We start from the raw sequence: 13,667 nt of genomic DNA, 5'->3' as shown, positions 1-13,667 counted from the left end.
CTGCTCGACGACGTGCAGGTGATGATCGACCGGGGGGGTGCGGGGCGGTCCCGAGCCGGCCCGCCGACGGGCCTGGCGTCGCCGCGCACACCGCTGGGCGGTCTGGTCGGTGATCCCGTGGCTCGCCACCGTGGCCGGCGCCGTGCTGGCCGCCTTCCTGCTCGACCGGGCGTTCCCCGAGCGGCCGTCGCTGGTGCTGCTGCTGGCGCCGGTGGCTCCGCTGGCCGGCCTGGCCATCGCCTGGTCCCGGCGCAGCGACCCGGCCTGGGAGATCACCGCGGGCACGTCCCGGGCCGGCCTGGAGCTGCTGCTGCGACGGACGGTCGTGGTCCTCGCGACCGTGCTGCCGTTGCTGGCCGTGGCCGGCTGGCGGCTCGGCATGTCCCCGGCCCTGTGGCTGTTGCCCAGCCTCACCTTCACCACGGCCACCCTGCTGCTGGGCGGCCTGATCGGCGTGACCCGGGCGGCCGCTGTCCTCGGCGGCGGCTGGCTGCTGGTCATCGCGCTGCCCGCGGTCCTCACCGCGAACCCGCCGGCGGTTGTCGCGCCGGCCAGCCTCCCGGCCTGGGCGGTGGCCGCCCTGATCGGCGCCGCCCTCACTGTCCTGCGCGCCGGTGACCACCGGCGCGCCGACTAAGGAGACCCCCTTTGGTACGCATGGTCAGCGCCACCGAGCTCCAACCGACCACGTACGCCTGGCCCGTCGAGGCCACCGGGCTGCGGGTCAAGGCCGGGCGGCACCTCGCCGTCAACGGTCTCGACCTGCGGCTGGGCACCGGCGTGCACGGTCTGCTCGGCCCCAACGGCGCCGGCAAGACCACGCTCATGCGGGCGCTCTCCACCGTCCACCGGCCGTCCGGCGGGAGCCTGCGGCTGCTGGGTGAGGACGCGACGAACGGGCGGGTGCTGCGCCCGCTGCGGCGCCGGCTGGGTTACCTGCCCCAGCACTTCGGCTTCTACCCACGCTTCACCGTGCGCGAGTACGTCGAATACATGGCCTGGCTGCGCGAGATGCCCAAGGCCGCCATCCCGGGCGCGGTGCAGCGCGCCGTCGAGCGGGTCGGGTTGACCGCCCGGGCCGATTCGCGGCTCAAGGCACTCTCCGGCGGCATGCTGCGCCGGGTCGGCATCGCCCAGGCGATCGTCAACGACCCCGACCTGCTGCTGCTCGACGAGCCGACGGTGGGGCTCGACCCCGAGCAGCGCGTCGAGTTCCGCACGCTGCTGCGCGAACTGGGCGCGGACAGCTGCGTCGTGGTCTCCACCCACCTGGTCGAGGACGTCGTGGCCGCCTGCTCCGACGTCGTGCTGGTCGACGAGGGGCGGCTGGTCTGGCAGGGCCTGCCCACCGAGCTGATCCGGCTCGGCGAGCACGGCGGCACCGGCGACAGCCCGGCCGAGCGCGGCTACACCTCGCTGCTGAGCACCCACCGGAGTGCCTCATGACCCGCATCCTCGGCATCGAGCTGCGCCGCTCCAACGCCCCCACCCTGGCCGCGCTGCTCCTGGCGGCCGGCGTGGCCGGGCTCGCCCTCGGGGGCAACCTCGGGCTCAACGGGTGGCACACCTTCGCGTACGTGCACTCGTCCTCGCTCTTCCTGCTGCTCCCGCTGGCGCTGGCCGGGGGCGCGGTGATGGGCCGCCGCGAGAAGCGCTCCCGGACCGACGAGCTGATGGCCAGCACCGCCCGGCCCCGCACCCAGCGACTGCTGCCCGGCCTGCTCGCGCTGGGCGTCGCGGCTGCCGTGGCCCACCTGGCCGTGTTCGCCGGTGGCGCGGTCTGGATCCTGATGACCGGCTCCTATGCGAGCGCCGTGACCGTGCTGTGGCCGCTGACCGGGGTCCTGGTGCTGGCCGGTGGGGCCTGGCTCGGCCTGGCCGCCGGGCGGGCCTGGTCGTCACCGCTGGTCCCACCGCTGGTCGCCGTGCTCGGCCTGCTGCTGCAGCTCGGCTTCTCGGAGCTCCGGCCGCCCGGTGAGCCGACGTACCTGGCCAACCTCTCGATGCTGGCCCAACCGCCCCTGTACGGGTGGGAGACGATCACCGGCCGGGCTCTGCTCGGCTACACGGTCTATGGCGCGGGCCTGATCGGTGCCGGATTTCTCCTGGCCGCCGGGCGCACCTGGCTGCCCCGGGTGGCCGCGGTCGTGCTGCTGGGGGTGGCCGGAACGATCGCGGCGGTCGTCCCGGGCACGATGGCCGACACCCACTACCGCGTCGACGCCGCGGCGCAGAAGCTGGTCTGCGCCGACGGAGCTCCGCAGGTCTGCGTGACCGCCATCCACGCCTACCTCCTGGACGACGCCGCGCCCCGGGTCCGTGCGGCGCTGACGTTGCTGGCCAAACTGCCCGGCGCGCCGACCCGGGCCGTCGAGTGGCGGGCCGACCAGGTCTACCAGCCCGGCGACGCGGATGATTGGTCGAGCACGGGCCCGGCCCGCCCGGAGCCGGGCACGGTCAATTTCGACCTCGGCCTGGACGACAACAAGATCGCTCCGGCCCTGACCGAGTACGTCGTCCTCGGCGCGGGCACCCTGTGGAACGGATGCCGGGGTGGCCAGGATCTGGTGGCCGCGCACGCGGCCGGCGCCTGGCTGATGGGCCGGGAGGAGCTGACCGGGGTCGACGACGCGCTCAGCTTCTACCCCGAGCTGAAGCAGCAGGTCGGCGAGACCGTCCGGAATCTGCGCAAGCTGCCCGAGAAGGAGCAGATCCGGCGGGTCACCGCCCTGCGCGACGCGTCCCTGGACTGCCGCAAGGATCTGCTGCCCATCCTGACCGGCGCGTCCTCGTGATGGCGTGGCTGCGGCTCTACACCCGATCCCGGCGGTTACCGCTCGCGATCGTGGTGTCCTTCGGCGGAGCGGCGCTGATCTGGGCCGGCTGGTCCCTGTTCTCCGACGCCCCGGACATCAGCACCAGCCTCGCGACGTTCACCGTCCTGCTGGCACTGGCCCCGCTCATCCCCACCCTGGCCGGCGACGACGACTCGCTGGAGTCGACCGCGGCGCTGCGCTGGCCGCCGCGGCGGGCACTGCACCTGCTGGCCGCCGGCGTGGTCGTGGCGGTGCCGATGCTGGCCAGCCGGGCCACCGGGGCGTCGTTCGGCTCGACCGGTGAGATGCTGCGCGACGTGGCCGGGATGACCGGCCTGATCGGACTCAGCGCGGCGCTGCTGGGCACGCGGATGGCTTGGCAGCTGCCGATCTGCTGGACCGTCACCCAACTGATCTTCGGCGATCCGTCGTCGCGGGGCTGGCCGGAGGCACTGTTCTGGCTGGTGCAGCCGGCCGGCAGCGAGATCGCGACAGTCACCGCGTTGGTTCTGTTGACGGCGGGAGTCGCGACCTATGCCTGGCGCGTTGGCCCCCGCCGCGCCCCCGCCGAGGCGGCGCTGGGCCAGTAGGTTCCGGTGGGCTCCCACGCCGCGGTTGGCCATGCCCACGCGTACGCGGTCAGCACTCACACCCGGCCCGCGCGATGGGTCATGTCCCCGCGGCAGCCGACATAGCGCCGGGCGGTGGCCGGGGATGACCCGGTCACCGCCCGATGGCGTCAGGCCACGGCCGCGAAGCCGCCGTTCCAGGAGAGCTTCTCGGCGGCGGCCAGGGTCATCTGCAGGAAGGCCAGCGACTCGAGCTCGCGCGCCCGCTTGAGCGAGCCGGCGTCGACGGCGCGCAGGCCGGCGGCCTCGACGAAGGCGGTCACGGCGGCCTTGGCGCCGGCGTCGTCCCCGGCAATGAGGACGGTGGTGGTCTCGGAGCCGACCGAACCGGTGGCCAGCGTGCCCGCGAAGTTGGTGTTGAAGGCCTTCACGACCTGGGCCTGCGGCAGCTCCCGGGCGAGCTCGGCGGCAGCGGAACCGTCGGCCGGGACGGTCAGGTTGTCGAACGTGGCGAAGTCGACCGGGTTGGTGATGTCGACGACGATCTTCCCGGTGAGCTCGGCGCCGCGGGTGGCGACGATGTCGGCCAGCGCGCTGTGCGGCACGGCCAGGATCACGATGTCACCGGTGATCGCCTCGCCGGCGCTCGACGTGTTGAGCTGCTGGACGGTGTTGCCGCCCTTCGCCACGAGGCCGCCGATCGCCTGACCCATGTTGCCGGTGCCGAGGATGCTGATGTTCGCCATGACGCCCTCCAGAAGCTGTTTGGTTGTTGCTACAACTATCGCATGAAGCCCAGGTTGTAGCAACAACTAATCCGTGGAAAGCTGGTGACCGTGGACACGCGATGGCTCGACCAAGAGCAGAAGGCGGCGTGGGTTCGACTTGCGGCCGTGCTCGAGCTGCTCCCCGGCGCTCTCGACTCCCAGCTGCGGCGCGACGCCCAGCTCACCCACTTCGACTACTTCGTGCTCGCCATGCTGTCGGAGGCGCCGAACCGCACGCTGAGGATGACGGCTCTGGCTGAGCTGACCACCGCCACGCTGGCCCGGCTCTCGCACGTGGTGACCCGGCTGGAGACCCGCGGACTGATCGAGCGTTTCCCCTGCCCCGAGGACAAGCGGGCCACCAACGCGCGGCTCACCGACGCCGGCTGGGCGAAGGTGCGCGAGGCCGCCCCGGGCCACGTCGAAACGGTGCGCGAGACCGTCATCGACGCGCTGACCCCCGAGCAGGTGGCCCAGCTGACCGAGATCCTGGACGCCGTCCTGCACCGTCTCGACCCGACACGCGCGCGAGCCGCCGTCTACGAGCGCTACGACTGAGCGTTCCGGGCCGCCGTTGACCAGGCATCGCGCGCCGGCCCGCCCGTGGACGTCGGACGGGCCGGTCTCGTCAGCGGCCGTAGCGGGACTTCAGGTGGCGCCACCAGTCGCGGAACATCCACTTGTCGAAGTCGGTGATCTGGCTGGCACTGCCGGCTCGCATGAGGAAGCCGCGGCCCGGGGTGGGGTCCCAGTCGTAGAAGTCGTCCAAGCCGTACGTGTGGCCGAGTTCGTGCAGGAAGATGTGCATGTTGTCGGCGTTCAAGTTGCTCAGGAAGTATTCCGAGCCGACCCGCTGTCCCCAGTCGCCGCCGGCACCCCCGCTGAAGCCCTCGGTGAGCCAGAGCGAGTGGTCGTAATGACGGGCCACCCCGCCGGGGCAGCCCGAGTAGTTGTTGTCCTGGTGGAAGAAGCGGCCGCAGGCGGGCGCGCACTGCGGCGCGTTCTCGTTGATGTTGCCGACGGAGATGTCGACCGAGTTGTCGGTCCACTCGAGCTGAGCCCGGTCCCGGACCGCCCAGCCGACCACCTTGACCGGCACCTGCTTGTACGGCCAGTTGTTCCACCCCGCTCCGTTGTCGAGCATCTGGTCCATCCACTTCTGGTACTGCCGTTGCACCGCGGCGTGGATCGCGTCGCGCTGGGCCGTGGTGACCCGGGCGCTCGAATCCCAGCGGACGCAGTAGTTGATGGCGCCGCCGGCCGCGAACAACTGGTCCCAGCCGTAGTTCTTGAAGCCGTACAGATTGCCGTTGCTGTAGGTCTGCTCCTGATGGGTCCACACCGCGGCCAGCGGCTGCACGAGTGACGACGGCGGGTTCCAGGCATCACCGGGCGCAGCGGTCGGGCTGACCGTCGGGGATGGCGCCGGCGTCACCGTCGGGGAAGTGGTGGGTGAGCCGGTCGGCGCGGATCCGGTGCACGCGGTCCCGTTGACGGCGAACCCGGTGGGCACCGGGTTCCCCCCGGTGAACGAGCCGTTGAACCCCAGGCTGATCGTGCCACCGGAGGCCACCGACGCGTTCCACCCGGCGTTGGTGACGGTCACGGCCGATCCGCTCTGCGCGAACGTCCCGTTCCAGCCCTGCGCGACCTTCTGCCCGCTGTCCGGGAAGGCGAACGTCAGCGACCAGCCGTTGAGCGGATCAGCCAGGTTGGCCACGGTCACCGAGGCGCCGAAGCCGCCCGACCACTGATTGGTGACGGCGTAGGTGACACGGCAGCCCACCGCGGCGTACGCGGGACGCAGCACAGCCACGACCGAGAACGCTGCCATGAGACAGGCCGCCAACCAGACGACACGACGTTTCATCACTCCTCCTCAGGAGAGCCGGGTCTGTTTTTCGCTAGCCACCGAAGTGTTCGCACGGTTGGCTCTGCGGTATGGAAAACCAACGCGTGCCGGGAGCGGCCGTGGCCGCCGCCTCGGTCACTGTGGTGTTGTGGGCTTCGGCGTTTGTCGGGATCCGGGCCGCGGCGCCGCATTTCTCGCCGGGGGCCCTCGCTCTGGGGCGGCTGCTCGCGGGCGCCGTCGTGCTGGTGGCGTTCCTGGTGATCCGGCGGCAGGGGCTGCCACCGCGGGCGGCCTGGCCGGGGATCGCCGTGTCGGGGGTGCTGTGGTTCGGGCTCTACATGGTGGCGCTGAACTGGGGTGAGGAGCTCGTCGACGCGGGCACGGCGGCCATGATCGTGAACGTCGGGCCGGCGCTGATGGCGCTGCTCGCCGGGTGGCTCCTGCACGAGGGCTTCCCGCCCCGGCTGCTGGCCGGCATCGCCGTCTCGTTCGCCGGGGCCGTCGTGGTCGGGCTGTCGATGTCCGGCGGCGGCCGGTCCTCGGTGCTCGGGGTCCTGCTGTGCCTGGTCGCCGCCATCACCTACGCGGCCGGGGTGGTCGCGCAGAAGCCCGCTCTCCGGCACGCGTCGGCGTTGCAGGCGACCACCTTCGGCTGCCTGATCGGCGCGATCGCCTGCCTGCCGTTCGCCGGGCAGCTGATCGACGACCTTCGCACCGCCCCGGTGAGTGCCACCCTCAACGTCGTCTACCTGGGTGTCTTCCCCACCGCCGTGGCCTTCACGACGTGGGCCTACGCCCTGGCTCGCACGACCGCGGGCCGGATGGGCTCCACCACGTACGCGGTCCCGGTCGTCGTCATCCTGCTGTCCTGGCTGCTGCTCGACGAGGTGCCGCGCGCGCTGGCCATCGCCGGCGGGGCGCTCTGCCTGGCCGGGGTGGCGGTGTCCCGGAGCCGACCGCGCCGGCCGGCTCCGGAACCGGTCGTCACGCAGTCGCACCGGTGACGGTGCTTCCGGACTTCGTGACGTAGTAGGTGAGCTTGGCGCCACTCCAGAGGTGCAGCGTGAGCGTCACCTTCGCCCCGTCGTCGACCTCGGCGAAGAACTCCGGGGTCAGGGTGAACGTGTTCGCCGCGTAGTCGGGCTTGAACGTCTGGGCGAACTCCTTGAACGACGTCCAGTTCTGCGGCCCGGCGTTGCTGCCGTCGGCGTACTTCGCCTCCATCGTGGCGACCCGGTCACCCCGGAAGGTCACCGGAACGGCGAAGGCCGCGGTGGTCCCGGTCGCGGCGGCGAGGACCGGGGAGTCGTACGAGATGATGCTGATCCGCCACGGCACGCCCGCCGAGAAGACCGCGGTGAGGCGTGCGTTGACCCCGTACGCCCGGTCGCCGGCCAGCCGGGTCAGCAGCGCCGCGCTCAGGGTCAGCTCGTTGCCCGCGATCGTGTAGTCGGTTCCCCGTACGAGATCGGTGGTGCCCAGCCGCAGGCCGCTGAACGTCGTGCCGTTCGGGTTGAGCGTGACCGTCCGGGCCGTGATCGCCGCCGACCGGGCCAGGAACACCTGATCGGTCGAGGCGGTCCCGGAGCGCGTGGTCCAGGCCGACTTGAGGTGCGCGTAGAGCTCGGGATCGCGCCACGTCAACGCCGTACGGTCGAAGTGCTGTCCGTTGTCCCACAGCATCGTGGTGATCTTCTTCTGCTTGGCGTAGTAGCCGAGGTACTCGAAGAACTTGAGCTTCTCGCCCTGTTCGACGGCGTCGAGCGACCGGTCGAAGCCGAGCAGCCCCCACTCGCCGAGGATCACCGGGATGCCCTTGGCCGTGAAGGTGGCGGCCGCGCGGTCGAGGTAGCCGACCAGATCGGCCTGCGTGGTGGCGTCGAACGTCGTGGTGCCGGCGATGTTCACACTGAACGGCCAGTAGCCGTAGTAGTGCACGGTGGCGGCGAGGTTGCGGTCGTTGAGCGCGGCGATCGTGGTGGCCAGCGCGTCCAGGTGGACCTGGTCGGCCGAGGTGTGCAGGGTGGGCAGCACGAGCAGGCGGGTCGCGTTGCCGCCGCCGGAGGCGCGCACGATGCGGTGGAACGAGGTGTTGAGCGCGTTGAGATGGGTCGCGCTCTGGCCCTCGTCGGTGAACTGCGGCTCGTTGACGCTCTCGAAGACCAGCTTGTCGGGGCTGTCGCGGAAGGCCGCGGCGAGCTGGGTCCAGGTGGCGTCGTAGCGGGCCTGGGCTCCGGGCATGCTGTTGAGCCACTGCCAGGAGTCGTGGTGCACGTTGATCATCACGAAGAAGCCGTCGGCCAGGGCCCAGCCGACGACCTCCTTGACCCGGGCCAGGTAGGCCGCCTCGATGGTGTAGCCCGGGGCGCCGCCCTGGTGCTGGCCCCAGGTGACCGGGATGCGGATGCTCTTGAAGCCCTGCGCCTTGACGCCGTCGAGCAGGGCTTCGGTGACGCGCGGGTTGCCCCACGAGGTCTCGTCGGCGCCGGTGGCGTCCAGCGAGTTGCCCAGGTTCCAGCCGGGCTGCATGGCGGCGACGGTCGCCTCGGCGTTGCCGGCCGGCGGCGGAGTCGTCGGCGTCGTCGGGGTCGTGGGCGGGGTCGTCGGGGTGGTCGGACCGGTTCCGGTGCAGGCCACCCCGTTGAGCGAGAAGGACGCCGGGACCGGGTTGCCGCCGGTGTGGGTGCCGTTGAAGCCGAAGCTCGTGGTGGCGCCGGTGGCGATCGAGCCGTTGTAGCTCGCGTTGGTGGCCGTGACCTCGGCGCCCGAGGCGGTGACCGTGGCGTTCCAGGCCTGGGTGACGGCCTGGGCGGCGGGGAACGTCCAGTTCAGGCGCCAGCCGGACACCGCGTCGCCCAGGTTGGTGATCGCGACGCCTGCCGTGAAGCCGCCGCTCCACTGCGAGCCGACGGTGTAGACCACCCGGCAACCGGCCGCGGCGGCGCCGGCGGCCGTCGCGGTCCACAGTCCTAACAGGGTCAGCAGGGCGACGACGCCGGCCAGGGCTGCGCGCCGTCGGGTGCCACGGGTGGGAGACATCTATCCGCCTTGAGGAAACATGTGCGTAACAGGGAGGCGCACGTTATCCAGCACAATTGATAGACGTCAATCAACGTTTCCTTAAATCTGGGAGCGCTCCCAATCGGGCCTCGCACCCTTGCCAGGGATTCCAGGCTTTCGTACGATGGCCAGTTTGTGAGCGTTCACGCAGCCGGCGGCCGCGACAAAGGGGAAAACCAGTGTGCGTCGCGCGTCGGCTCCGACCAGCTTGTCAGTCGAGCAGCCAGCCGGAGACGGACATCGCCGCCGGGGTGAGCGTGACGATCAGCAGCAGCACCATCGTGGCGGTCGAGGCGACCAGCGCCCCGATCAACCGGCGGTGACCCTTGGCGTAGCCGCTCAGCAGCACGACGAGCGACACGAGCAATCCCACAACGGCGACCATGAAGCCGCTGGTCACCACCGGGACCGCGAGGAAGGCCCAGGTCCAGCCGCCCAGGATGTCGAGCTCGGCGGTGAAGGCGTCGCCCTGCTCGGGGATGTGCCAGTGCCCGGCCAGCTCGGCTGCGCGGGCCAGCGACAGGGAGAGACCCACCGCGTAGAGCGCGACGAAGCCGAGCTCGGCCGCCACCAGAACCCATCCCCCGGCCCGGCGGCGGCCGCGGGTCGGCGAGCTGATGCGGGTCGCCACGGTTGTCATGCGCGGATCGTAGTCGAGCTAGGCGAGAAAGGCGTCGGCCCGGGAGAGGACGGTCCTGAGCACGCGCGCGGCCGCCTCGCGATCACCCTCGGGCAGGTCACCCCACAGCTCGCCGGTCACGCCGGCGAGCTCGGCGCTCACCTCTCGCCACAGCTCCTGGCCGCGCTCGGTGGGCTCGGCGGCACCGCCCGCGGCGGCCGGGCGCACCAGGCCCGCCGCGGCCAGCTCGGCCAGGCGCTCACGGGCGACGGGCTCGGCGATCCGCAGGGCCTGGGCGAGGCGAACGGCGGGGTCGGCGCCGTCGGCGGTCACGGTCAGCGTGAGGGCCACCCACTGCGGCTCGGTCAAGCCACGACCGGCGAGTGAGCGGTCGAGGATGGCGTTGAGCGCCTTCTCCGTGCGCCCGATGAGCTGAGCGCCGAACGGGATCGTCGTCATGGCGTCGTCCTTTCGTTAGTCTGCCTAACGCTGACGCTAGGTCGTTAGTGGGACTAACGCAAGTGCTAGGGTCAGGGGGTGAACGAGGGCGCCGAGCGGCTGCGGACCTTGCGGACACGGTTGCTGTCGCTGGCCGCCGTGCACGCCGACCGCCGGGTCACCGAGGAGCTGGCGGGGGCCGGCGCCCGCAAGTGGCACTACGCGGTGCTGGCCACTCTCGACGAGTTCGGGCCGGCCAGCCAGTCCCGGCTGAGCGACCGCACCCGCGTCTACCGCAGCGATCTGGTGGCCGTCCTCAACGAGCTGTCCGGCCGCGGCCAGATCGAGCGGGCCCCCGACCCGGCCGACAAGCGCCGCAATCTGGTCCGGATCACCGCCGCCGGTCGCCGGCAGCTGCACACGCTCGACCAGCTCCTGGCGGCCGTCGACGACGATGTGTTCGCCCCGCTCACCCCGGCCCAGCGGGCCCAGCTCACCGACCTGCTGACGATCCTGGTCGATCACCACGGAAACCGGGAGGACCCCCATGACCGCACAGCTCGCCGGCATGATCGCGGCCCAGGCGGCGGTGATCCGCGGTCTCGCTGACGACGACCGCACCGGGCCGGCCGCCGCGCGCCTGGCCGGGGCCCGCCGGATCTGGCTGATCGGCACCGGGAGCAGCCTGCACGCCGCCGAGCTGGGCGCCGCCGAGCTGACGGCGGCCGGCCACGACGCCCGGTGGACCGCCGCCAACGCCTTCACCCGCGACCTGGTCCGCGACGGCGACGCCGCGGTCGTCATCACCCATACCGGCCAGACCGCGTACGCCCGGCGCAGCCGCCGGATCGCCCTGGACGCCGGTCTCCCCCTCGTCGCGGTGACCGGCCCCGGCGCCGACTGGCCCGAGGCGGTCCGCACGCCGCTGGCCGAGAAGTCCGAGACGTACACGGTCAGCTACACCGCCGCCCTGACCGTCCTCGCCCAGATCGCCCACCATCTGGGCTCGCCCGGCCGCCCGGATGCCGTCCGGGCCGTGGCCGGACTGCTCGGCGAGGAGCCGGGCGAGGTGCCCGCCCCGGCCCGGGCCATGGCCATCGTCGGCCCGGGTCCCTGGTCGGTCACGGCTCGCGAGGGCGCGCTGAAGATCCGCGAGGGCGCCCGCATCCTGTGTGAGGGCTTCGATCCCGACCGCCTCCTGCACGGCGGCGCGGTCCCCTACACGGCCGCCGACACCCTGCTGGTCCTGCAACCCACCGCCGACCCCGACGAGCTCACCACGGCCCTGCGGCACGCCGCCGTCCTCGAGCGCCTCCAGGTGGCCACGCTGACCACCGCGGCGGCCACCGGATCGGTGCTGCTCGACCAGATCCCGATGACGGTGCAGTTGCAGCGCCTGGCCCTGCGGTTCGCCCGGCAGCGCGGCCAGAACGCCGATCTGGCCATCACCGGGGCCTGGGCCGACCCCGACCTCTGGCCGGGGTAGGTCAGCGGTATCCGGCCGCCTGCAAGGTGAACAGCCCGGCATAGCGACCGCCCGCGGCCATCAGCTCGGCGTGGTCACCTTGCTCGACGAGGGCGCCCTCGTGCAGCACGAAAATCCGGTCGGCGTGCTTGACGTTGGCCAGCCGGTGGGTGATCAGGATCGTCGTGCGGTGGCCCTGACGGCTGCGGATGGCCTGGAACAGCGCCTCCTCGGCACGGGGGTCGAGGGCCGACGACGGCTCGTCCATGATGAGCAGGTCGGCGTCGCGGTAGAAGCCGCGCGCGGCGGTGATCCGCTGCCACTGACCACCGGACAGGTCGTGGCCTTCCTTGAACGTCCGGTCGAGCAGCGTCCGATAGCCGTGCGGCAGCGACAGGATGGTCTCGTGCGCGGCCGCCCGCCGCGCGGCGCCCTCGATCCGCTCCTGCTCGGCGTCGGCCGACAGGTCGCCCATCGCGATGTTGGTCGCCGCCGTGTACGGCCATTTGTGGTGCTCCTGCAGCACGACGGCGACCCGGGCGAGGAGGGCGTCGCGGTCCCAGCCGGCCAGCGGACGGCCGTTCCACTCGATGACGCCGCCGGTGGTGGAGCGCAGCGCGGCGATCATCGCGGCCAGGGTCGACTTGCCCGAGCCGTTCTCGCCCACGAACGCGACGGTCTGGCCGGCCTCGATGCTCAGCGTGACCTGGTCGACGGCGGGGATGTCGCGGTCGGGGTAGCGCAGGCTCACGGCCCGGATGTCGAGGCGGCGCAACGGCTCCGGCTGCGGCCGCCCGGTCTTCCCGGCCGCCGGCATGTAGCGCTTGGCCCGTTCCAGGAAGTTGACGTACTCCTTGAAGAACTGGCCGTCGGTGAACATGCCGTCGAGCTGGAAGGTGACCGTCGACAGGGCCCGCTGGGCCGCCTGGACGGCGACCACACAGGTCACCGCGGCCGACAGCGGGATGTGCCCGCCGGCCAGCAGGAAACCGAGCAGCAGCCACACCCCGCCCAGGCCGATCCCGCTGATCACCGCGCCGACGCTGGTGGTGGTCGTGACCCGCCGGGCCAGGGTCAGGTCCTCGGTGGTCTGGGCGCCCATCACCATGTCGTACTGGCCGAGCAGGAACCGGCGCAGACCGTACGACCGCAGCTCGGGCGCCGACTCGCGGTCGGCCATCTGGCGTTCCAGCACGTTGCGCCGGCGGCGGCGGACCGAGCCGGCCAGATAGCTGGAGTACCGCAGGTGGCCCGCGCGCAGGGCGGCGTACCCGTTGGGCAGGGTGGCCACCAGCAGGGCGAGCAGCAGCCAGGGGTTGATCAGCACGACGGCCACGGCCACGGCGACCAGGCCGACGAAACCGGCCAGGACGTTGGAAGTGTCGTGCACGAGACCGTTGGCCGCGTCGCTGCCGCGGCTGGCCCGTTCCATGTCGTCGGCGAAGGCATCGGCGTCGAAGGCGTCCAGGCGTACGGCCGTCGTGGTCTCGAAGAGGCGGCGCTCGGCCGCCTGGTTGACGCGCGGGGTCAGGCCGTTCTGGGCGTAGCCGATCGCGATGCCCAGCGCGCCCCGCAAGGCCGTCGCCGCCGCGAGCGCGATCAGGGCCGGCAGGGCTGCCCGCACCCGATCGGGCGTGGGGCCACCGGCGAACAGCGCGACGAGCAGCTTCTGCGTCGACAGCAGCCCGAAGGTGGCCATGGCCCCGCTGCCGAGGGTGGCCAGGCCGACCACCGACGTCCGGATCCGGTCGGCCCGCCAGGCGACGCCGATCGCCTGCCGGACGAACTGCGGCAGCTCGGCGAAGACCCCGAGCACCCCGGTCTCGGCCCGTCTCCGGACGCCGTGCTCCCACCAGGCGTTGCGCAGTTCGGGCAGCACCGTCTCGTTCGTGACGCTCACAGGCACCTCGCTCCTCGTGGGGTCCGGCACCCTCCACACTCGCCGCTCGGCGGGGCCCTGTCGCCTCCCCGAAAGAGTTAGGCACATGTCCATGGGCATGAATCAACTCACGGTGGCGGGCAGCACAATGGGCCTGCCGAGGCGAGCCATCGGGTATGGACCGGGCGACGCCGGACCGGGA

Annotated in this window: 14 protein-coding genes; 8 read left to right on the top strand and 6 right to left on the bottom strand. The window is 72.0% G+C overall.

Features of this window, described 5'->3' with window-relative positions; genetic code table 11:
* Window positions 1-109: 109 nt before the first annotated feature.
* From NAG42_RS28155 to NAG42_RS28140, 4 genes are read left to right on the top strand one after another with little or no spacing between them, the layout of a single operon-like run.
* A complete protein-coding gene (locus NAG42_RS28155; RefSeq protein ID WP_308201202.1) occupies window positions 110-637 on the top strand; it encodes a hypothetical protein in 528 nt (175 codons plus the stop codon).
* Window positions 638-657: 20 nt separating this feature from the next.
* Window positions 658-1,446 carry an ABC transporter ATP-binding protein gene (locus NAG42_RS28150; RefSeq protein ID WP_438872457.1) on the top strand — a complete coding sequence of 263 codons (789 nt, stop codon included), beginning with the start codon at window positions 658-660 and terminating at the stop codon, window positions 1,444-1,446.
* The gene (locus NAG42_RS28145) at window positions 1,443-2,795 is read left to right on the top strand and encodes a hypothetical protein (protein ID WP_250034782.1); all 1,353 of its coding nucleotides are present in this window, start codon (window positions 1,443-1,445) and stop codon (window positions 2,793-2,795) included. Before NAG42_RS28150 ends, NAG42_RS28145 begins: the two co-directional genes overlap by 4 nt.
* Complete coding sequence (locus tag NAG42_RS28140) at window positions 2,795-3,406, top strand: hypothetical protein (RefSeq protein WP_250034780.1); 612 nt, start codon at window positions 2,795-2,797, stop codon at window positions 3,404-3,406. The genes NAG42_RS28145 and NAG42_RS28140 overlap by 1 nt, the downstream gene beginning before the upstream one ends.
* A gap of 149 nt (window positions 3,407-3,555) precedes the next feature.
* On the opposite strand, the gene NAG42_RS28135 is transcribed toward NAG42_RS28140, so the two are convergent.
* Window positions 3,556-4,131, bottom strand: coding sequence for an NADPH-dependent F420 reductase (locus NAG42_RS28135; protein WP_250034778.1), 576 nt, complete (start codon window positions 4,129-4,131; stop codon window positions 3,556-3,558).
* 90 nt (window positions 4,132-4,221) lie between these two features.
* Between NAG42_RS28135 and NAG42_RS28130 the strand changes: the two genes are divergently transcribed.
* Entirely contained in the window at window positions 4,222-4,710 is a 489-nt protein-coding gene (locus tag NAG42_RS28130) for a MarR family winged helix-turn-helix transcriptional regulator (RefSeq protein WP_308201201.1), read from the top strand.
* A 70-nt stretch (window positions 4,711-4,780) separates the two neighbouring features.
* Here the strand turns inward: NAG42_RS28130 and NAG42_RS28125 are convergent, their stop codons facing one another.
* Window positions 4,781-6,022: a cellulose binding domain-containing protein gene (locus tag NAG42_RS28125; RefSeq protein ID WP_250034774.1), complete on the bottom strand. Its 1,242-nt coding sequence runs from the start codon at window positions 6,020-6,022 to the stop codon at window positions 4,781-4,783.
* A gap of 71 nt (window positions 6,023-6,093) precedes the next feature.
* Here NAG42_RS28125 and NAG42_RS28120 point away from each other — a divergent pair, with 71 nt between their 5' ends.
* Window positions 6,094-7,008: a DMT family transporter gene (locus NAG42_RS28120; protein ID WP_250034772.1), complete on the top strand. Its 915-nt coding sequence runs from the start codon at window positions 6,094-6,096 to the stop codon at window positions 7,006-7,008.
* Here NAG42_RS28120 and NAG42_RS28115 read toward each other — a convergent pair.
* From NAG42_RS28115 to NAG42_RS28105, 3 genes are all read right to left on the bottom strand, one after another.
* Window positions 6,989-9,043, bottom strand: coding sequence for a cellulase family glycosylhydrolase (locus NAG42_RS28115; protein WP_250034770.1), 2,055 nt, complete (start codon window positions 9,041-9,043; stop codon window positions 6,989-6,991). The two genes, NAG42_RS28120 and NAG42_RS28115, sit on opposite strands and share 20 nt — an antisense overlap.
* A gap of 232 nt (window positions 9,044-9,275) precedes the next feature.
* A complete protein-coding gene (locus NAG42_RS28110; protein WP_250034768.1) occupies window positions 9,276-9,704 on the bottom strand; it encodes a hypothetical protein in 429 nt (142 codons plus the stop codon).
* An 18-nt stretch (window positions 9,705-9,722) separates the two neighbouring features.
* Window positions 9,723-10,142, bottom strand: coding sequence for a winged helix DNA-binding protein (locus NAG42_RS28105; protein ID WP_250034766.1), 420 nt, complete (start codon window positions 10,140-10,142; stop codon window positions 9,723-9,725).
* A gap of 78 nt (window positions 10,143-10,220) precedes the next feature.
* Here NAG42_RS28105 and NAG42_RS28100 point away from each other — a divergent pair, with 78 nt between their 5' ends.
* Together NAG42_RS28100 and NAG42_RS28095 are read left to right on the top strand one after the other, a co-directional pair.
* On the top strand, window positions 10,221-10,730 hold the full coding sequence (locus NAG42_RS28100) for a MarR family winged helix-turn-helix transcriptional regulator (protein ID WP_250034765.1): 510 nt from the start codon (window positions 10,221-10,223) through the stop codon (window positions 10,728-10,730).
* Complete coding sequence (locus tag NAG42_RS28095; RefSeq protein ID WP_250034763.1) at window positions 10,669-11,607, top strand: hypothetical protein; 939 nt, start codon at window positions 10,669-10,671, stop codon at window positions 11,605-11,607. Before NAG42_RS28100 ends, NAG42_RS28095 begins: the two co-directional genes overlap by 62 nt.
* A 1-nt stretch (window position 11,608) precedes the next feature.
* Here the strand turns inward: NAG42_RS28095 and NAG42_RS28090 are convergent, their stop codons facing one another.
* On the bottom strand, window positions 11,609-13,573 hold the full coding sequence (locus NAG42_RS28090; RefSeq protein WP_438872456.1) for an ABC transporter ATP-binding protein: 1,965 nt from the start codon (window positions 13,571-13,573) through the stop codon (window positions 11,609-11,611).
* Window positions 13,574-13,667: the final 94 nt, after the last annotated feature.

This window comes from Paractinoplanes maris, from assembly GCF_023544465.1.
In the GTDB taxonomy this organism is placed as follows: domain Bacteria; phylum Actinomycetota; class Actinomycetes; order Mycobacteriales; family Micromonosporaceae; genus Actinoplanes; species Actinoplanes maris.
The sequence above is the reverse complement of the archived record's forward strand: the minus strand, read 5'-3'. Positions and strand labels throughout refer to the sequence as shown.

Bases quoted from the DNA above. Each gene is read 5' to 3' on its own strand.
- NAG42_RS28135 (WP_250034778.1), bottom strand. From the start codon at position 4,131: ATGGCGAACATCAGCATCCTCGGCACCGGCAACATGGGTCAGGCGATC.
- NAG42_RS28140 (WP_250034780.1), top strand. From the start codon at position 2,795: ATGGCGTGGCTGCGGCTCTACACCCGATCCCGGCGGTTACCGCTCGCG.
- NAG42_RS28095 (WP_250034763.1), top strand. From the start codon at position 10,669: ATGACCGCACAGCTCGCCGGCATGATCGCGGCCCAGGCGGCGGTGATC.
- NAG42_RS28115 (WP_250034770.1), bottom strand. From the start codon at position 9,043: ATGTCTCCCACCCGTGGCACCCGACGGCGCGCAGCCCTGGCCGGCGTC.
- NAG42_RS28125 (WP_250034774.1), bottom strand. From the start codon at position 6,022: ATGAAACGTCGTGTCGTCTGGTTGGCGGCCTGTCTCATGGCAGCGTTC.
- NAG42_RS28150 (WP_438872457.1), top strand. From the start codon at position 658: ATGGTCAGCGCCACCGAGCTCCAACCGACCACGTACGCCTGGCCCGTC.
- NAG42_RS28145 (WP_250034782.1), top strand. From the start codon at position 1,443: ATGACCCGCATCCTCGGCATCGAGCTGCGCCGCTCCAACGCCCCCACC.
- NAG42_RS28120 (WP_250034772.1), top strand. From the start codon at position 6,094: ATGGAAAACCAACGCGTGCCGGGAGCGGCCGTGGCCGCCGCCTCGGTC.
- NAG42_RS28090 (WP_438872456.1), bottom strand. From the start codon at position 13,573: ATGTGCCTAACTCTTTCGGGGAGGCGACAGGGCCCCGCCGAGCGGCGA.
- NAG42_RS28110 (WP_250034768.1), bottom strand. From the start codon at position 9,704: ATGACAACCGTGGCGACCCGCATCAGCTCGCCGACCCGCGGCCGCCGC.
- NAG42_RS28105 (WP_250034766.1), bottom strand. From the start codon at position 10,142: ATGACGACGATCCCGTTCGGCGCTCAGCTCATCGGGCGCACGGAGAAG.